The following is a 17043-nucleotide window of genomic DNA, read 5'->3' on the forward strand; positions in this document are numbered from 1 at the left end:
CATCCGCCACCGCGGCGCCGGCCACCCTCCCGGCCGGGACCTCCCGGCGCGGGTACCCGCCACGCCGCACACCGGCAGGCGGGGTACGCGGTCCAGGCCGGCCGCCGGCCGGGTGCCCACCCCGGGCCCGCGGCCGGGTGCCCACCCCGGGCCCGCGGCCGGCTGCGCCGCCCGGGCCGGCGGCCGGGTGTTCCGGCGGTCGCGGACGGCCGGGGTCCCGGCGCAGCGGCCGGAGCGGGGCGCCGGGACCCCGGTCGGCGGTGGGTCCCGCGCCGGCCGCTCACTCCCCGACGGGAGCCCGCTCCGTGCCGGTGCGCAGGTCCAGCTCCCGCCAGAAGCCCGCCCGGATGGCGTAGCGGTCGCGTTCGTCGATCTGGTCGTCCTTGTGGGCCAGGAGGCCGAAGCGGGCCGCGTAGCGCAGCAGCTCGCCGTCGATGCGGTGCGGGATGCGGGGGTACATGGCGGACAGTTTCTGGATGTGGCTCTGGTCGCCGAGCCGCTCCACCCAGCGCCGGGCGAAGACCTGTCCCACCTCGAAGGAGTCGCCGCCCACGGTGGTGATGTCCTCCTCCCGGTCGGCCCACCGCTGTTCGGCCGTGGTCAGCTGGGCGAGCGTCGGCATGGAGGCGGCGTCCGGCGGCTCGGCGACGGGCCGGTCGACCCAGCCCTTGTCGGAGGACCAGCGCAGGGTGGCGGAGGCGGGCGGCTGGGCCGGCTGCGGGCCGGGGCCGCGCAGTGCGGCCAGGTCCTTCGGGGTGGGTACGCCCTTGGCCGCCGCCGTCCGCTCGGCGGTGCCGTTGTGCGCGTCGGCGGCCGGTCGCCGGGGCTCCCGCGCGGCCCGTTCGGCCGCCTCGGCGAGCGCGGAGTCCGGCAGCGGGGCGGAGAGGATCGCCGCGATCTCCGGCCGTGGCGCGGGCTGCGGCGCGCACACCCCGGTGTGCTCCTTGGCCCGTACCGCCTGGGTGATCCACGCCCGGTCCAGCACCCGGCGTTCGTCGGCCTCGGCGACCAGGTCCTCGGACTGGTTGTAGTCCCCGTCGGCGGCCTGCACGGCCCACAGGTGGACGGCGACCCCGTGCTCCTTCGCGGCCATCATGCCGGGCAGCAGATCGCCGTCCCCGGTGACCAGGACGACGTCGGAACAGGCGCGGTTGCGGGCCAGCTCGGTCAGCTCGGCGTGCATCGCGGCGTCGACGCCCTTCTGCGCCCAGCGGCCGTCGCTGCGGGTCAGCGCGCCGAGCCGGACGGTGACCCGGGACATCACGCGCAGCCTGCGGTGCTCGGGCTGCGGGACGCGGTCGGGAGCGCCGTCGAACCAGTAGATCCGCAGCAGCGGCTGCCGCGTGTCGGACTCGGCGCGGTCGCGCAGTCCCTGGATCAGGGCCGCGTGGTCGACGGTGATACGGGACCGCGAGGGCTCCCCGGCGAGGAGACTGGCGGCGGCCCCCAGCAGATACCCGGCGTCCACCAGGACGATGCAGCGGTCCACGCGATCCACCCTCTTTCCGGGAGGTTTGCTTCGGGCTTGCTTCGAGTCTGCCCGACCACACCGGGGTTAACGGCCCGAACTCGATCTTCGGCGTGGCGTTTCCCCGCTTCCTCCTCCGACCGCCCCGGTCACACAGGGTAATTGCCCGACATGCATGCGTTGTCGGGTTGTGTGAATCTGGTCCCGGCCCTGGCCCCTAGTCCCCCACAGGAGGCATCACCATGGCCAAGAACAAGAACCGTGACCGTAAGCAGCCGCAGGCCGAGCGCGCCCCGCGGACGACGCAGTCGTCCACGATGGAGACGCCGGACGAGCAGCGCACCACGCAGGTCATGCCCGGCGAGGTGGGCCGCGGCAAGGGCCGGCACAAGCGCTTCGGCCACAACTGACATCCGTGTGACGGGCCGTTCGGCCCCGGCACATGAAGGCACATGGAGAGGGGCGCGCCCACGCGGTGCGCCCCTCACGCGCGTCGGCCGGGCGTCGCTAGCCGGCCAGGCAGGACGGCCCGAGGAGGACCTTGAGATCGCCGAACAGGGCCGGGTCCGGCTTGACCCGGTGGCGGTCCAGGCGCAGCACCGTCGTCCTGGTCGGGCCCTGGAGCCTGATGCGGACCTCGCTGTCGCCCTTGTGGTGGGTGAGGATCTCGCCGAGGCGGCTGACCATCGGCGGGGTCACGCGCGTGGCCGGGATGGTGAGGACGACGGGCGCGTTGGTGCCCGCGTTGGACAGGTCGGGGATCATCAGCTCCATCGCGACCAGCCGCGGCACGTCCTCGCGCTTGTCGAGCCGGCCCTTGACGAACACCACGGCGTCCTCGACGAGTTGCGTCGACACCAGCTGGTAGGTCGCCGGGAAGAACATGCACTCGATGGAACCCGCCAGGTCCTCCACGGTGGCGATGGCCCAGGCGTTGCCCTGCTTGGTCATCTTGCGCTGCAGGCCCGAGATGATGCCGCCGATGGTGACCACCGCGCCGTCGCCGAAGTCGCCGCCGGTGAGCTGGGAGATGCCCGCGTCGGCCTTGTCGGACAGCACGTGCTCCAGGCCGAACAGCGGGTGGTCGGAGACGTACAGACCGAGCATCTCCCGCTCCTGGGCGAGCAGGTAGGTCTTGTCCCACTCGTCGTCGGTGAAGGTGACGTCGAGACCGAAGCCGGGCTCGCTGGTCTCCGCCTCGCCCATGCCGCCGAAGAGGTCGAACTGTCCCTCGGCCTCCTTGCGCTTGACCGCGACCACGTTGTCGATCATCGGCTCGTACTGGGCGGTGAGGCCCTTGCGGGTGTGCCCCATGGAGTCGAAGGCACCGGCCTTGATCAGCGACTCCGTGGTGCGCTTGTTGCAGACGACCGCGTCGACCTTGTCGAGGTAGTCCGGGAAGGAGGCGTACTTCCCCTTGGCCTTGCGGCACTTGATGATCGACTCCACGACGTTGGTGCCGACGTTGCGCACCGCGGAGAGGCCGAAGAGGATCACGTCGTCGCCCTGCGCGGCGAAGTTCGACTCGGATTCGTTGACGTTCGGCGGGAGCACCTTGATGCCCATGCGGCGGCACTCGTTGAGGTAGACCGCCGACTTGTCCTTGTCGTCCTTCACCGAGGTGAGCAGCGCGGCCATGTACTCGGCGGGGTGGTTCGCCTTGAGGTAGGCGGTCCAGTACGACACCAGTCCGTACGCGGCGGAGTGCGCCTTGTTGAAGGCGTAGCCGGCGAACGGCACCAGCACGTCCCACAGGGCCTGGATGGCCTCGTCGCTGTAGCCGTTCCCGCGGGCGCCGGCCTGGAAGATGGTGAAGTTCTTCGCCAGTTCCTCGGGCTTCTTCTTGCCCATCACGCGGCGGAGGATGTCGGCCTCGCCGAGCGAGTACCCGGCGATGATCTGGGCGGCCTTCTGCACCTGCTCCTGGTAGACGATCAGGCCGTGGGTGACGTCCAGGACCTCCCTGAGCGGCTCCTCCAGCTCGGGGTGGATGGGCGTGATCTCCTGCTGGCCGTTCTTGCGCAGGGCGTAGTTGGTGTGCGAGTTCATGCCCATCGGGCCCGGCCGGTACAGGGCCGACACGGCGGAGATGTCCTCGAAGTTGTCCGGCTTCATCAGCCGGAGCAGGGAGCGCATCGGGCCGCCGTCGAACTGGAACACGCCGAGGGTGTCGCCGCGCTGGAGCAGGTCGAAGGTCGTGGGGTCGTCCAGGGGCAGCGTCAGCAGGTCGATGTCGGTGCCCTTGTTGGCCTTCACCATCTTGACGGCGTCGTCCATGATGGTCAGGTTGCGCAGGCCCAGGAAGTCCATCTTCAGCAGGCCGAGCGACTCGCAGCTCGGGTAGTCCCACTGCGTGATGGTCACGCCGTCGGTGTGCCTGACCCAGACCGGGACGTGGTCCGTGATGGTCTCGCTGGACATGATCACGCCGGCGGCGTGCACGCCCATCTGCCGGACCAGGCCCTCGACGCCCTTGGCGGTGTCGATGACCTTCTTCACGTCCGGTTCGTTCTCGTACATCCCGCGGATCTCGCCCGCCTCGGAGTACCGGGGGTGGTTCGGGTCCGTGATGCCGGAGAGCGGGATGCCCTTGCCCAGGACGTCGGCCGGCATCGCCTTGGTGAGCCGGTCGCCCATCGCGTACGGGTAGCCCAGCACGCGCGCGGAGTCCTTGATCGCGTTCTTGGCCTTGATGGTGCCGTAGGTGCCGATCATGGCGACCTTGTCGGCGCCGTACTTCTCCGTCACGTACCGGATCACCTCCACGCGCCGGCGCTCGTCGAAGTCGATGTCGACATCGGGCATCGAGATGCGCTCGGGGTTGAGGAACCGCTCGAAGATCAGGCCGTGCGGGATCGGGTCGAGGTCGGTGATGCCGAGGGCGTAGGCGACGATCGAGCCGGCCGCGGAGCCTCGGCCGGGGCCGACCGCGATGCCCTGCTTCTTCGCCCACATGATGAAGTCGGCGACCACGAGGAAGTACCCGGGGAAGCCCATCGAGATGATGGTGTCCATCTCGTACTCGACCTGCTTCATGCGGTCGTCCGGGATGCCGTCCGGGAAGCGGCGGTGCATGCCCCGCAGGGTCTCCTCGCGGAACCAGCTGACCTCGGTGTAGCCCTCCGGGATGTCGAACTTCGGCATCAGGTCGCGCTTGACGAACATGCCCGTGGTGTCGACCATCTCGGCGATCAGCCGGGTGTTGGCGCAGCCCTGCTGCCAGGCGTCCGAGGAGTCGATGGCGTACATCTCGTCGGTGGACTTGAGGTAGTAGCCGGTGCCGTCGAACTTGAAGCGGTCGGGGTCGGAGAGGTTCTTGCCGGTCTGGATGCACAGCAGCGCGTCGTGGGCACCCGCCTCGTGCGCGTACGTGTAGTGCGAGTCGTTGGTGACCAGGGGCGGGATGCCGAGCTTGCGGCCGATCTCCAGCAGGCCGTCGCGGACCCGGTGCTCGATCTCGATGCCGTGGTCCATCAGTTCCAGGAAGTAGCGGTCCTTGCCGAAGATGTCCTGGTAGTCGGCGGCGGCCCTGAGCGCCTCGTCGAACTGGCCGAGGCGCAGCCGGGTCTGGAGCTCGCCGGAGGGGCAGCCGGTGGAGGCGACGATCCCCTCGGACCACTTGGCGATGGTCTCCTTGTCCATCCGGGGCCACTTCTGCAGCCAGCCCTCGGCGTACGCGTCGGAGGAGAGACGGAAGAGGTTGTGCAGTCCGGTGCTGTTCACCGCCCACATCGTCTTGTGGGTGTAACCACCGGAGCCGGAGACGTCGTCCCGCTTCTGGTGCGGCTGGCCCCACTGGATCTTGCGCTTGTTGCGCCGGGACTCGGGGGCGACGTACGCCTCGATCCCGATGATCGGGGTGACCCCGGCCTTCTGCGCGGAGTGGAAGAAGTCGTACGCCCCGTGCAGGTTGCCGTGGTCGGACATGGCGATGTGCGTCATGCCCATCTCGTTGCAGGCGTCGAACATGTCCTTCAGCCGCGCGGCACCGTCCAGCAGCGAGTACTGGGTGTGGACGTGCAGGTGCGTGAACGGCGGCTTTGACACGGTGCGGTCTCCAGGAGCGGATGCTAGGGCGCGAAGCGCCTCGTTCGGAAGTGGTGGCCGGGCGGCGGGCGGGCGCTCGGCGACGGACGGCGGGCGGTCCGCGGACGGCCGGCGGACAGTCCGGGGACCGCCTCGAATTCTATGCCCCGGCACTGACGCTCCAGGGGCATCCCCGCGTACCTTCGGACGGGCGTCACGGGCACTCCCGCGTCCCGCCGCACGTTACCCGGTGGACGGGTCACCCGTCCCGGAACACCCCGCACCAGGAGGCACCCAGCGATGTCGGTCCCGCAGCTCAACGACGAGCACCGCGGCGAGGAGATCCTCGCCGTCCTCGACACCGCCTTCGGCGAACTCCTGGCCGCCGACCCGGCCGCGTTCCGCGTGAAGTTCCGCAAGATGGCGGCGTCGGCCTTCGCGTTCTACCGGGGGACGGCCTGCCTCTTCTACCACGACCTGGACGCGGAGAAGCGGGGCGGACCGTACCTGGACGACCGGACGTCCCGGGTGTGGATCCACGGCGACCTGCACGCGGAGAACTTCGGCACGTACATGGACTCCAACGGCCGCCTGGTCTTCAACGTCAACGACTTCGACGAGGCCTACGTCGGCCCCTTCACCTGGGACCTCAAGCGCTTCGCGGCGTCCGTGGCGCTGATCGGCTACGCGAAGGCGCTCAGCGACGGGCAGATCACCGAGCTGGTGACCGTCTTCGCCGCCGCCTACCGGGAGCGCGTCCACGCGCTGGCCACCGGCGCGAAGAGCGAGGAGGTGCCTCCGTTCACGCTGGACACCGCCCAGGGGCCCCTGCTGGACGCGCTGCGCGACGCCCGCTCGCTGACCCGCTTCGGGCTGCTGGAGTCGATGACCGGGATCCGTGACTTCGAGCGCCGTTTCGCCTCCGGCGGCGGCGCGGTCGAGCTGGACGCCGCCACCCGCTACAAGGTGCTCGCCGCCTTCGACGGTTATCTGGAGACGCTGCCGGACGCCTCGCTGGCCCGTCCGGACTCCTACCGCGTGAAGGACGTCGTGGGCCGCCGCGGCATCGGCATCGGCTCGGCCGGGCTGCCGTCGTACAACATCCTCCTGGAGGGCCACAGCGACGCCCTGGAGAACGATGTCGTGATCTACATCAAGCAGGCCCAGACCCCGGCCGTGTCCCGGCACATCCCCGACCGGTCGATCCGGGAGTACTTCCGGCACGAGGGCCACCGCACGGTGATCTCCCAGCGTGCCCTCCAGGCGCACGCCGACCCGTGGCTGGGCTGGACCGAGCTGGACGGCGCGGGCCAGCTGGTCGCCGAGGTCTCGCCGTACGCCGTGGACCTGGACTGGAGGGACATCGACGAGCCGGAGGAGATCGCCCAGGTCGTCGCCGACCTCGGCCGGGCCACGGCCACCATGCACGCGGCGGCGGACGACACCTCCGGCGAGTCCCTGGTGCCGTTCTCCACCGAGCGCGCCATCGACGCCGCGATCGCGGCCGACGAGGACCTGCTGGTCCCGCTCCTGGTCGACTTCGCGCACGCGTACGGCGCCCGGGCGCGCGCCGACCACCAGATCTTCCTGGACCTGTTCCGCAACGGGAGGATTCCGGGACTGTAGGCCCACGCCCGCCCACAGCAAGACTTTAATCATCCTTTACCGGAGCACGTGACAGACTCTTCCCCGCCATGGACATATCCGGAACCCAGTTCAGAGCCGTCCGCGCGGCGCTGTTCACGGCAGTCGTCGTGACGCTCAGCGCCGCGTCGCACGTGCTGCTGTCCGGGGCTCCGCTGCCGGTGAACACGGTGGCCGCGATCGCCGCCGCCGTGTTCCTCCTGGCGTACGCCCTGGCGGGCCGGGAGCGTTCCTTCGGGCGGATCGCCGCCCTGCTGATCCCGCTGGAGCTGGCCGCCGACACCGTCTTCACCACCGGTCAGCACGTCTGCTACGGCCGGATGGGCGGCCCGGTCGCCGGCCCGCTGCGCTCGTTCGGCTTCGACGTGCTGTGCGGCGACGGCGCCAGTGTGGGCGCACCGCTCGCCCGGGTCACCGGGCCCGCCGCGGAGGGCGGCGACCGGCTGGCGGGGTTGCTCGCCCAGGCCGACCCGGCCACCGCCTGGCTGCTGCTGGGCGCGCACGTCGGGGTCGGCCTGTTCGCCGCCGCGTGGCTGCGCCGCGGGGAGCGGGCGCTGGCCCAGCTGCTGGGCGCGGTGACGGCGACCACCTTCCGGCCGCTGCTGCTCGCGGTCGCCGCGGTGACCGTACGCCGGGTCCCGGAGGCGCACCGCCCGTTCCGCCCGGCGCGCCGCGCCGCCACGGCCCGGACCCTGCTCCTCGTGCACTCCCTGGGACGGCGTGGACCGCCGTGCTCGACCGCCGTCGCCTGAGGCAGCCCCGGCCCGGGCGCCGGCGACCCCCTGAGCGCGGACAGTCCCCATACGTATCCCGCACACGATGTGTGCGTCCCCCGTGGAGAAGATCATCATGAGCAAGCGGAACAGCCAGGCGGCGAAGCAGGCGGCCCGTGAGCGGCTGCGCGTCGAGCGCGAGCGCCAGGCCAAGCGCGACAAGGTGAAGCGGCAGCTGATCGTCGCCGGTTCCCTCGTCGGTGTGCTGGCGATAGCCGGCGGCATCGGCTACGCCGTCGTGCAGGGCAACAAGCCCGACCACTGGGAGGCCGCGGCGGACGACAAGCTCGTCAAGCCGGCCAACACCAGCGGTGAGAACGGCACGACCGTCGTCATCGGCGCGGCCGACGCCAAGAAGACCCTGGAGCTGTACGAGGACCCCCGTTGCCCGGTGTGCGCCTCGTTCGAGCAGACCGTCGGCAAGACGATCGAGAAGGACGTCGAGGACGGCAAGTACAAGCTCCGTTTCATCGGCGCCTCGTTCCTCGACCGCAACCTGACCGGTGAGGGTTCCAAGAACGCGCTGAGCGCGCTGGGCGCCGCGCTGAACGTGAGCCCCGAGGCGTTCACCGCCTACAAGTCCGCGCTCTACTCGGCCGAGTACCACCCCGAGGAGACGGACGACAAGTTCAAGGACGACGCGTACCTGATCGAGATCGCGAACAGCGTCGACGCCCTGAAGGGCAACAAGGAGTTCCAGGCGGACGTGAAGGACGGCACCTACGACAAGTGGGCGCTGGAGATGTCCGAGGTCTTCGACGACAGCGACGCGAGCGGCACCCCGACCCTGATGATGGACGGCAAGAAGGTCACCGGGTCCGACGGCGAGAGCACCCCCATGACGGTGGACGAGTTCAGCGCGGCGATCGACAAGGCGCTCAAGGCCTGAAGCCGGGCCGGCGACCGCACGCCGAAGAGCGGGCGAACTTTCGCGAGTTCGCCCGCTTTCGCGTGTACCTGTCAGTAACGTGATCGGCTGTGACCAGCCGACACAGATCATTCGAGAGCGCCCGCTCCGCCGCCGCGGAGACCGACTCCCTCTCCCCGCGCCGCCGTACGGTCGTCAAGGCGGCCGCCGCCACCGCGGTGCTGGCCGGACCGCTCGCCGCGCCCCTGCCCGCCCGGGCGGCGGCACCGGCCCCCGCCTTCCTGCACGGCGTGGCCTCCGGTGACCCCCTGCCGGACGGCATCCTGCTGTGGACCCGGGTGACCCCGGTGCCGGAGGCGATACCCGGGTCGGGGCTCGGCCCGGACACCGAGGTGAGCTGGACCGTCGCACGCGACAGGGCGTTCACCGACGTCGTCGCCAGGGGGGCCGTCGTCGCCACCGCCGCCTCCGACCACACCGTCAAGGCGGACGTCCGGGGCCTGGCCCCGGCCACCGACTACTGGTTCCGCTTCTCCGCGGGCGGCATCGGCTCCCCCGTCGCCCGCACCCGCACCGCCCCGGCCGCCGACGCCGCCGTGACCGGACTGCGCTTCGGCGTGGTCTCCTGCTCCAACTGGGAGGCCGGCCACTTCTCGGCGTACCGGCACCTCGCGGCCCGGAACGACCTGGACGCCTGGCTGCACCTGGGCGACTACCTCTACGAGTACGGCACCGGCGAGTACGGCACCCGCGGCGGGACCGTCCGCCCCCACACGCCCGCCCACGAGATCGTCACCCTCGCCGACTACCGCGTCCGGCACGGCTCGTACAAGACCGACCCCGACCTCCAGGCCCTGCACCACAGGGCTCCGGTCGTCGCGATCTGGGACGACCACGAGATCGCCAACGACGCATGGTCGGGCGGCGCCGAGAACCACACGGAGGGCGCGGAGGGCACCTGGGCGGCGCGCCGGGCCGCCGCCAAGCAGGCCTACTTCGAGTGGATGCCGGTACGTCCCGCGCTGGCCGGCACCACCTACCGCCGGCTGCGCTTCGGCAAGCTCGCCGACCTCTCCCTGCTGGACCTGCGTTCCTTCCGCTCCCAGCAGGTCTCCGCCGGTGACGGCGACGTGGACGACCCGGGGCGCACGCTCACCGGACGGGCCCAGCTGGACTGGCTCAAGGCGGGCCTGACGGCGTCGGACACCGCCTGGCGGCTGGTCGGCACCTCGGTGATGATCTCGCCGTTCTCGGTCGGTTCCCTCCCCGCGAGCATCCTGAAGCCGCTCGCCGGGCTGCTGGGCCTGCCGCAGGAGGGCCTGGCCGCCAACACCGACCAGTGGGACGGCTACACCGCCGACCGCCGCGAACTCCTCGCCCACCTGCGCGCGAACGCCGTCCGCAACACGGTCTTCCTCACCGGCGACATCCACATGGCGTGGGCCAACGACGTACCGGTGGACGCGGGCACCTACCCGCTGTCGGCCTCCGCGGCCACGGAGTTCGTCGTCACCTCGGTGACCTCCGACAACCTCGACGACATCGTGAAGGTCCCCGAGGGCACCGTCTCCGCACTCGCCGCACCGCTGATCCGGGCCGCCAACCGGCACGTCCACTGGGTCGACACCGACCGCCACGGCTACGGCGTGCTGGACATCACCGCCGAGCGGGCGCAGATGGACTACTACGTGCTCTCCAGCCGTACGGAGGCGGACGCCACGTCGGCGTGGGCCCGCTCGTACCGCACGCGCAGTGGCACGCAGAAGGTCGAGCGCGCCCACGAGCCCGTGTAGCCCGGGAGCGTTTTCCGGCTGCCTCCGGCCGCCTCCGGCCGTCGAGCGGGCCGTTGGGGCCGATTCCCTCGCCACGGCGCGTGGTGTGCGCCGTGAGCCGGATCCGGGCACACCACCCGCCCGAGGGGAGCGCCGCCCACGAGTGCCCCCCGGGTCGCGGCACCCGCACGCGCGAGGCGGGCACCGGCCCGGCCACGCCCTCGCGGACCTCGCGGACCGCGCGTGGCGTGCACCGGTCCACCGCGGACCAGGTGACGCGCGTGCGGGAGGACCGGGCCGCCTACCGCGCCGGCCGGTCCCCTTCCAGCGAGTCGAGGAAGCCCAGCGCCACCCGCCAGGTGGCCTCGGCGGCCTCCTCGTCGTAGTCCGGGAGGCCGGGGTCGGTGTAGAGGTGGCCCGCTCCGGCGTACCGGTACACCTCGACGTCGGCTCCGGCCCGGCCCATCCGCAGGTACCAGGCGGTGAGCCAGTCGTCGGTCTCGAACGGGTCCGGCTCCGCGACGTGCAGCTGCACCGGCAGCTCGTCCACCGCGGCGTTCTCCGCGATGTCGGAGGTGCCGTGCAGGAGCAGCAGTCCGCGCGCCCTCTCGTCGCCGAGGGCCAGCGTCTGCGCGACGGAGGCGCCGAAGGAGAACCCGGCGTACACCAGGCCCCGCTCCGAGTACGGCGCGGCGGCCAGCACCGCCCGCTTCAGCAGTTCGTCCTTGCCGGTCTCCTCCTGGTACGCCATGCCCTCCTCGACCGTGTCGAACGTACGGCCGCCGAAGAGGTCGGGCGTCCACACCTCGTGTCCGGCCGCGCGCAGCCGGTCGGCGGCCCGCCGCACCGCGGGTCCCGGACCGTAGGTCGAGTGAAAGAGCACGATGTTCATGACGCCATGGTGCCAGCACGGTGTGAGGGCCCCGGATCCCGGCACTACCCGCGATCACGCGGAAGTCACATGTTCATGCCCGCACCGGGCCGGTTAGGTTCGGGGACATGGATGACGTGCTCCGCCCACTGATCGTGGTCGGCGGTTCGGTCGTGCTCACGCTGCTGATCGGCTGGGCCACCGACCTGCTGCTGCGCAAGGCCGACGAACGCCACCACGAGACTCCGCTGTGGGGCCTGCTGCGCCGCGCCCGCGTCCCCTACCAGCTGGTGCTCTGTACGGCCCTGCTGAGAGGGTCCTACGACGAGGCCCGGCTGCTGCCGAGTCGCGAGGTCGGTGTCGGCAGGACCCTGTCACTGGTGCTGATCGGGTCGGCGGCCTGGCTGGTGATCCGTATCGCGGCCGCGGTCGTCGAGACCTCTTACACGCGGTACGCCAACGCCCGCCACCACCGCGATCCCGCCCGGGTCCGCCGGGTGCGCACCCAGGTGACGCTGATCCGGCGGGTGGTCTCGGCGATCGTCGGTGTGGTGGCGGTGGCCGCCATGCTGCTGACCTTCCCCGCGATGCGCGCGGCCGGCGCCTCGCTGCTGGCCTCGGCCGGCATCCTCGGCATCGTCGCCGGTGTGGCCGCCCAGTCCACGCTGGCCAACATGTTCGCCGGCCTGCAGATCGCCTTCGGCGACATGGTGCGCATCGGGGACACGGTGGTCGTGGACGGCGAATGGGGCACGGTCGAGGAGATCACGCTGACCTTCCTGACCGTGTGCACCTGGGACGAGCGGCGGATCACCATGCCGGTGTCGTACTTCACGTCCAGGCCGTTCGAGAACTGGTCGCGCGGTACGCCGCAGATGACCGGCATCGTCTACTGGCACCTCGACCACTCGGCCCCGCTGGAGGCGATGCGCGACAAGCTCCGCGACATCCTGCGGGAGTGCCCGGCCTGGGACGGCCGCGCCTACAACCTGAACGTGACGGACAGCACACCCAGCACCATGCAGGTGCGCGCCCTGGTGACGGCCAAGGACGCGGACGACATATGGACGGTGCGGGTCGAGGTCCGCGAGCGGATGATCCGCTGGCTGACCGACAAGCACCCCTACGCACTGCCCCGGGTCAACACGGCGGAAGCGGCGCCGCGGCCGGCTCTCGACGGCCACCGCGCCCCCGGCGGCATACCGGCGGCCCGTCGTGCGCACAGCCACCCCAGGGAGCGCTGACCGGTTCTCAGTGACCGCGCTCGGCGCCGCCGTTGATCTGGACGATCTGCGAGGTGATGTGGGCGGCGCCCGGGGAGGCGAGCCAGTGCAGGGTCGCCGCGACGTCCCCGGGCGTCCCGGCCCGCCCGTTCAGGGTCTCCTCGACCAGCCAGGCCCGCAGGTCCTCGTCGATGCCTTCGCCGAAGAACGCGGTGTCCTCGATGTAGCCGGGCGCGACCACGTTCACGGTGATGCCGTGCGGTCCGAGCCGGCGGGCGAGGTCGTGCGCGTACGGGTGCAGCCCCGCCTTGGCCGCCGCGTACGCCACCTGCCCGTACCCTCGGTAGGCGGCGATGGAGCTGAGGAACAGCACCCGCCCGCCGGGTTCGGCGAGCCGGTCCCGCAGGGCCTCCGTGAGCAGCGCGGCGCTCAGCAGGTTGAGCCGGAAGTTGACCGTCCAGGAGTGGGCGACCGCGTCGAGCGGGTCGTCGCCGCCGGCCGGGGGCTCGAGGAGCCCGTTGCCGCCGGCAGAGTGGATCAGCACGTCCACGGCGCCGAACTCCCGGCCCACGAGTCCGGCCACGCCGCGTACGGCCTCCGGGTCGGCCAGATCCGCGGCGTGGGTCAGGGCGCCCGGCACCTGCGCGCGCTCCAGCACGTCCCCGCGCCGCCCCAGCAGCAGCACCCGGTCACCATCGGCGGCGAAAACCCGCGCGGCGGCCAGGCCGATCCCGGTACCGCCCCCACTGATCACGACATTCCGAGCCATGCTCAGACTTTACGGACACAGGACCGCCGATGCCGCGCTCCGCGCCGTCGGCCCGCGTGCCGCGGCGTCGTCCGGCATCCGGCATCCGGCATCCGGCATCCGGCTGCTACAGCGGGCGCCGCATGGCCCGGTGCGGTATTCCCGCGTCCGGGAACTCCGGGCCGTAGGCCTCGTACCCCAGCCGCTCGTAGAAACCGAGGGCGTGGGTCTGCGCGTGCAGATCGACGGCGGTGAGGCCGCGGGTGCGGGCCGCCTCCTCGATGGCCCGCACCAGCGCCGCCCCGACCCCGAGTCCCCGGGCCGCGCGCGTCACCGCGAGCCGTCCCAGGGACCCGACCGCCGGATCGCCGCCGTTCTTCGCCGCGGCGGCCTCGCCGTGCAGCAGCCGTCCGGTGCCGAGCGGCACGCCGTCCTCCCGGACCGCCAGCACGTGCACGGCGCCGGCGTCGTGGGCGTCGTACTCGATGTCCTCGGGGACGCCCTGCTCGGCGACGAAGACGTCCTGGCGGACCGCGAAGCACGCCTCGCGGTCGGCGGGCTCCTCCGCCACGCGGACGGCGTAGGCGGTGGCACTCATGCGTAGGTCTCCTCGCGGACCTGATCCAGTGCCTGCCGCAGGTCCTCGGGGTAGTCGCAGCCGAACTCCACCCACTGCCCGTCGCCGGGGTGCTCGAAGCCGAGCCGCACCGCGTGCAGCCACTGACGGGTCAGCCGGAGCCGCTTCGCGAGCGTCGGGTCGGCGCCGTAGGTGAGGTCGCCGACGCACGGGTGGCGGTGGGCGGCCATGTGGACCCGGATCTGGTGGGTGCGGCCCGTCTCCAGCTTGACGTCGAGGAGGGAGGCGGCGCGGAAGGCCTCGATGAGGTCGTAGTGCGTCACGGACGGCTTGCCGTCGGCGGTGACCGCCCACTTGTAGTCGTGCTGCGGGTGCCGGCCGATGGGGGCGTCGATGGTGCCGCTGGTCGGGTCGGGGTGGCCCTGGACGAGCGTGTGGTAGCGCTTGTCGACCGTGCGCTCCTTGAACTGGCGCTTCAGCGACGTGTACGCGTACTCCGACTTGGCGACGACCATCAGGCCGGAGGTGCCGACGTCGAGGCGGTGCACGATGCCCTGGCGCTCGGCGGCACCGGAGGTCGAGACGCGGTACCCGGCGGCGGCGAGACCGCCGATCACGGTCGGGCCGGACCAGCCCGGGGAGGGGTGGGCGGCGACGCCGACGGGCTTGACGATCACGACCACGTCGTCGTCGTCGTGCACGATCTCCATGCCCTCGACCGGCTCGGCGACCACCTGCACCGGCGCGGGCGCCTGCGGCATCTCCACCTCGAGCCAGGCACCGCCGCTCACCCGCTCCGACTTGCCGACCACCGATCCGTCGACCATGACCTTCCCCGCGGCGGCGAGCTCGGCCGCCTTGGTACGGGAGAAGCCGAACATGCGGGAGATGGCGGCGTCGACGCGCTCGCCCTCCAGGCCGTCGGGCACGGGCAGGGTGCGGATATCGGGAAGCGTACTCACCCGTCGAGTATGCCGGACGTGCCGGGCAGTCCCGTACGGGAGTCCGCCGGCCCTCAGTCCTTGTGGACCGTGCCGTCCGGGTCGAGGCCGCGGAACGACAGCAGGACGATCAGGATGCCGCCGCACACGATCGCCGAGTCCGCGAGGTTGAACACGGCGAAGTGCTTGGGCGCGATGAAGTCGACGACCGCGCCCTCGAAGACCCCCGGCGAACGGAAGATCCGGTCGGTGAGGTTCCCGAGGGCGCCGCCGAGCAGCATGCCCAGCGCGATCGCCCAGGGCAGGCTGTACAGCTTGCGCGCGAGGCGGATGATCACCACGATCACGGTCGCGGCGATCACCGTGAAGATCACGGTGAAGGCCTCGCCGAAGCCGAAGGCCGCGCCCGCGTTGCGGATCGCCTCGAACCTCAGCCAGTCCCCGACGATCTCGATGGGCTCGTGGTGCTCCAGCTTCGCGACCACGATCATCTTGCTGATCAGATCGAGGGCGTAGGCGAAGGCGGCGACGGTGAACAGCACGGCGACCCGCCGCTTGCCGGGGTGCCGCTCGGTCTCCGCCGCCGTGCCCCCGGTGCCGGCCGCCCCCTGCCCGTCCCGGTCCGCGTCCGGGGTGTCCGGCGTACCGATGATGCGCTCCGCCTCTGCCACGTGAGTCCCTCAACCTAGGTACCTGACTGAGGACGAGGGTACGTCACGGCCTGTGCGGCCGCCGATCAGTACCGGCGCTCCTGTTTCTGCTTACACTCCACGCACAGGGTGGCCCGGGGGAAGGCCTGCATGCGGGCCTTGCCGATGGGGTCGCCGCAGTTCTCGCACAGGCCGTAGGTCCCGGCGTCGAGGCGCTGGAGGGCGCGTTCGAACTGGGTGAGCATCTCGCGCGCGTTGGCGGCGAGCGCGAGTTCGTGCTCGCGGGTGATGTTCTTGGTCCCGGTGTCCGCCTGGTCGTCGCCCGCGCCGTCACCGGAGTCCCGCATCAGACCGGCCAGCGTCCGCTCGGAGGAGGTGAGCTCCTCGTTCAGCCGCAGCACCTCGGACGTCAGTTCGGCCCGTGCCTCCTCGGCCTCTTGCGGGGTCCAGGGTTCCTCCCCCGGACGCACCGCGAGGTCGCCCGGCTCCGCCGCACCGATCCGGGCCTTGGGCACGGCGGTCCCCGCCGCCGTGGCCGCCGTGCCAGGGGTCTTCTTCGCACCCACCGTCGTCGCTCCCGTCTGCGCCGCGGCCTCGGCCGCGCCCGCGTCATCGGCCGCGCTGTGCCCGGCCACATCCTGTGCGGACCCACTGGTCCTGAGGGCGCCCCGCCGCTTCCCGCCGGCGCCACTGCCCGGGCCTTCCGGCCCGGCTTCCCCCGCCCCCGCCGCGCTGGGGGCGCTCCCGCCGGCCGCCTTGTCCGCCGCGGCCTTCCTTCCGGCCACGGGCGCCTTGGCCGACGCCGTCCTTTCCGCCCTCGCCCTCTCCGCCACCGCCTTCGTCGCGGCCGTCTTCTTCCCGACGTTCTCCGCGGTCGTCTTCTTCCCCGCCCGCTTCCCGGCAGACGCCTCCCCGACGGACGCGTCCCCCGGCGCCGCCTTCTTGCCGGACACCTTCTTGCCGGACGGCTTACCCGGCGCCTTTCTCGTCCCGGCCCCCTTCCCGGGCCCCTTCCCGGACGCCTTCCCGGCGGACGGCCCCATCGCGGGTGCCTTCGCGCCGGGTGCCTCGATCGCGGGCGACTCCGCGGCAGCCGCCTTCCTCACGGGCGCCGTGGAAGCGGACGCCCCGGAGGCGGCGGCCTCCTCGCCGGTCGGCACCGCCCCCGGAGCGTCCCTCCCGGCCGTCGCTTCACCGGCCGCCGTCTTCCCCGCCGCGCTCTTGCCCGCCGCGGTCTTCCCCGCCGCCGGCTTCGTGCCCCGCGTCGACGCCGCGGCCGTCGTCCTGGCCGTCGCAGCGGCCCCGGCCGCCTCCGTCCACCGCGTGGACTTCTTCTCATCCGCACCCTCGGCGCCACCGCCGGAAGCGGATGCGGGCCTGCCGGACGGCGCCGACTGCTGTACGGCGGTCTTCTTCGCCACCATGGCCGCGGCCCCTTCACATATTGTGATCTTGCGCGCGCATCGTGCTGGGACGATAAAT

The 17043-nt window shown here is 71.9% G+C and carries 14 protein-coding genes; 6 read left to right on the forward strand and 8 right to left on the reverse strand.

The genetic code is table 11. The annotated features are described in order from the left end of the window. Positions 1-280: 280 nt before the first annotated feature. Positions 281-1489: an NYN domain-containing protein gene (locus ACF07S_RS12665; RefSeq protein WP_391974160.1), complete on the reverse strand. Its 1209-nt coding sequence runs from the start codon at positions 1487-1489 to the stop codon at positions 281-283. Between the two features lie 221 nt (positions 1490-1710). Here ACF07S_RS12665 and ACF07S_RS12670 point away from each other — a divergent pair, with 221 nt between their 5' ends. Continuing rightward, the gene (locus ACF07S_RS12670) at positions 1711-1878 is read left to right on the forward strand and encodes a hypothetical protein (RefSeq protein WP_391965127.1); all 168 of its coding nucleotides are present in this window, start codon (positions 1711-1713) and stop codon (positions 1876-1878) included. 97 nt (positions 1879-1975) lie between these two features. On the opposite strand, the gene dnaE is transcribed toward ACF07S_RS12670, so the two are convergent. Continuing rightward, positions 1976-5515 (reverse strand): DNA polymerase III subunit alpha, encoded by a 3540-nt coding sequence (gene dnaE, locus ACF07S_RS12675; protein WP_391965128.1) that lies wholly within the window; start codon positions 5513-5515, stop codon positions 1976-1978. A 279-nt stretch (positions 5516-5794) separates the two neighbouring features. On the opposite strand from dnaE, the gene ACF07S_RS12680 reads away from it, so the two are divergent. The 4 genes from ACF07S_RS12680 to ACF07S_RS12695 all read left to right on the forward strand — a co-directional run bounded on the left by ACF07S_RS12680 (position 5795) and on the right by ACF07S_RS12695 (position 10572). Then, the gene (locus ACF07S_RS12680) at positions 5795-7120 is read left to right on the forward strand and encodes a DUF2252 domain-containing protein (RefSeq protein WP_391974161.1); all 1326 of its coding nucleotides are present in this window, start codon (positions 5795-5797) and stop codon (positions 7118-7120) included. Between the two features lie 68 nt (positions 7121-7188). Further along, entirely contained in the window at positions 7189-7890 is a 702-nt protein-coding gene (locus tag ACF07S_RS12685) for a hypothetical protein (protein WP_391965130.1), read from the forward strand. A gap of 97 nt (positions 7891-7987) precedes the next feature. Continuing rightward, entirely contained in the window at positions 7988-8800 is an 813-nt protein-coding gene (locus ACF07S_RS12690) for a DsbA family protein (RefSeq protein WP_391974162.1), read from the forward strand. Between the two features lie 89 nt (positions 8801-8889). Beyond that, positions 8890-10572 carry an alkaline phosphatase D family protein gene (locus ACF07S_RS12695; RefSeq protein ID WP_391974163.1) on the forward strand — a complete coding sequence of 561 codons (1683 nt, stop codon included), beginning with the start codon at positions 8890-8892 and terminating at the stop codon, positions 10570-10572. Between the two features lie 280 nt (positions 10573-10852). Here the strand turns inward: ACF07S_RS12695 and ACF07S_RS12700 are convergent, their stop codons facing one another. Further along, positions 10853-11443, reverse strand: coding sequence for a dienelactone hydrolase family protein (locus tag ACF07S_RS12700; protein ID WP_391974164.1), 591 nt, complete (start codon positions 11441-11443; stop codon positions 10853-10855). A gap of 107 nt (positions 11444-11550) precedes the next feature. Here ACF07S_RS12700 and ACF07S_RS12705 point away from each other — a divergent pair, with 107 nt between their 5' ends. Further along, positions 11551-12666 (forward strand): mechanosensitive ion channel family protein, encoded by a 1116-nt coding sequence (locus tag ACF07S_RS12705; protein ID WP_391965134.1) that lies wholly within the window; start codon positions 11551-11553, stop codon positions 12664-12666. Between the two features lie 7 nt (positions 12667-12673). On the opposite strand, the gene ACF07S_RS12710 is transcribed toward ACF07S_RS12705, so the two are convergent. The 5 genes from ACF07S_RS12710 to ACF07S_RS12730 form a co-directional block, all read right to left on the reverse strand. After that, positions 12674-13414: an SDR family NAD(P)-dependent oxidoreductase gene (locus ACF07S_RS12710; protein ID WP_391965135.1), complete on the reverse strand. Its 741-nt coding sequence runs from the start codon at positions 13412-13414 to the stop codon at positions 12674-12676. A gap of 106 nt (positions 13415-13520) precedes the next feature. Continuing rightward, on the reverse strand, positions 13521-13991 hold the full coding sequence (locus ACF07S_RS12715; RefSeq protein ID WP_391965136.1) for a GNAT family N-acetyltransferase: 471 nt from the start codon (positions 13989-13991) through the stop codon (positions 13521-13523). Then, on the reverse strand, positions 13988-14932 hold the full coding sequence (locus ACF07S_RS12720) for an RluA family pseudouridine synthase (RefSeq protein ID WP_391974165.1): 945 nt from the start codon (positions 14930-14932) through the stop codon (positions 13988-13990). Before ACF07S_RS12720 ends, ACF07S_RS12715 begins: the two co-directional genes overlap by 4 nt. A gap of 53 nt (positions 14933-14985) precedes the next feature. Beyond that, entirely contained in the window at positions 14986-15582 is a 597-nt protein-coding gene (lspA, locus tag ACF07S_RS12725; RefSeq protein WP_391965138.1) for a signal peptidase II, read from the reverse strand. Positions 15583-15647: 65 nt separating this feature from the next. Continuing rightward, the gene (locus tag ACF07S_RS12730; protein WP_391974166.1) at positions 15648-16985 is read right to left on the reverse strand and encodes a TraR/DksA C4-type zinc finger protein; all 1338 of its coding nucleotides are present in this window, start codon (positions 16983-16985) and stop codon (positions 15648-15650) included. Between the last annotated feature and the right edge of the window lie 58 nt (positions 16986-17043).

This window comes from Streptomyces sp. NPDC016640 (assembly GCF_043076215.1).
In the GTDB taxonomy this organism is placed as follows: domain Bacteria; phylum Actinomycetota; class Actinomycetes; order Streptomycetales; family Streptomycetaceae; genus Streptomyces.

Bases quoted from the DNA above. Each gene is read 5' to 3' on its own strand.
- ACF07S_RS12670 (WP_391965127.1), top strand. From the start codon at position 1,711: ATGGCCAAGAACAAGAACCGTGACCGTAAGCAGCCGCAGGCCGAGCGC.
- ACF07S_RS12680 (WP_391974161.1), top strand. From the start codon at position 5,795: ATGTCGGTCCCGCAGCTCAACGACGAGCACCGCGGCGAGGAGATCCTC.
- ACF07S_RS12685 (WP_391965130.1), top strand. From the start codon at position 7,189: ATGGACATATCCGGAACCCAGTTCAGAGCCGTCCGCGCGGCGCTGTTC.
- ACF07S_RS12690 (WP_391974162.1), top strand. From the start codon at position 7,988: ATGAGCAAGCGGAACAGCCAGGCGGCGAAGCAGGCGGCCCGTGAGCGG.
- ACF07S_RS12700 (WP_391974164.1), bottom strand. From the start codon at position 11,443: ATGAACATCGTGCTCTTTCACTCGACCTACGGTCCGGGACCCGCGGTG.
- ACF07S_RS12705 (WP_391965134.1), top strand. From the start codon at position 11,551: ATGGATGACGTGCTCCGCCCACTGATCGTGGTCGGCGGTTCGGTCGTG.
- ACF07S_RS12710 (WP_391965135.1), bottom strand. From the start codon at position 13,414: ATGGCTCGGAATGTCGTGATCAGTGGGGGCGGTACCGGGATCGGCCTG.
- ACF07S_RS12715 (WP_391965136.1), bottom strand. From the start codon at position 13,991: ATGAGTGCCACCGCCTACGCCGTCCGCGTGGCGGAGGAGCCCGCCGAC.
- ACF07S_RS12730 (WP_391974166.1), bottom strand. From the start codon at position 16,985: ATGGTGGCGAAGAAGACCGCCGTACAGCAGTCGGCGCCGTCCGGCAGG.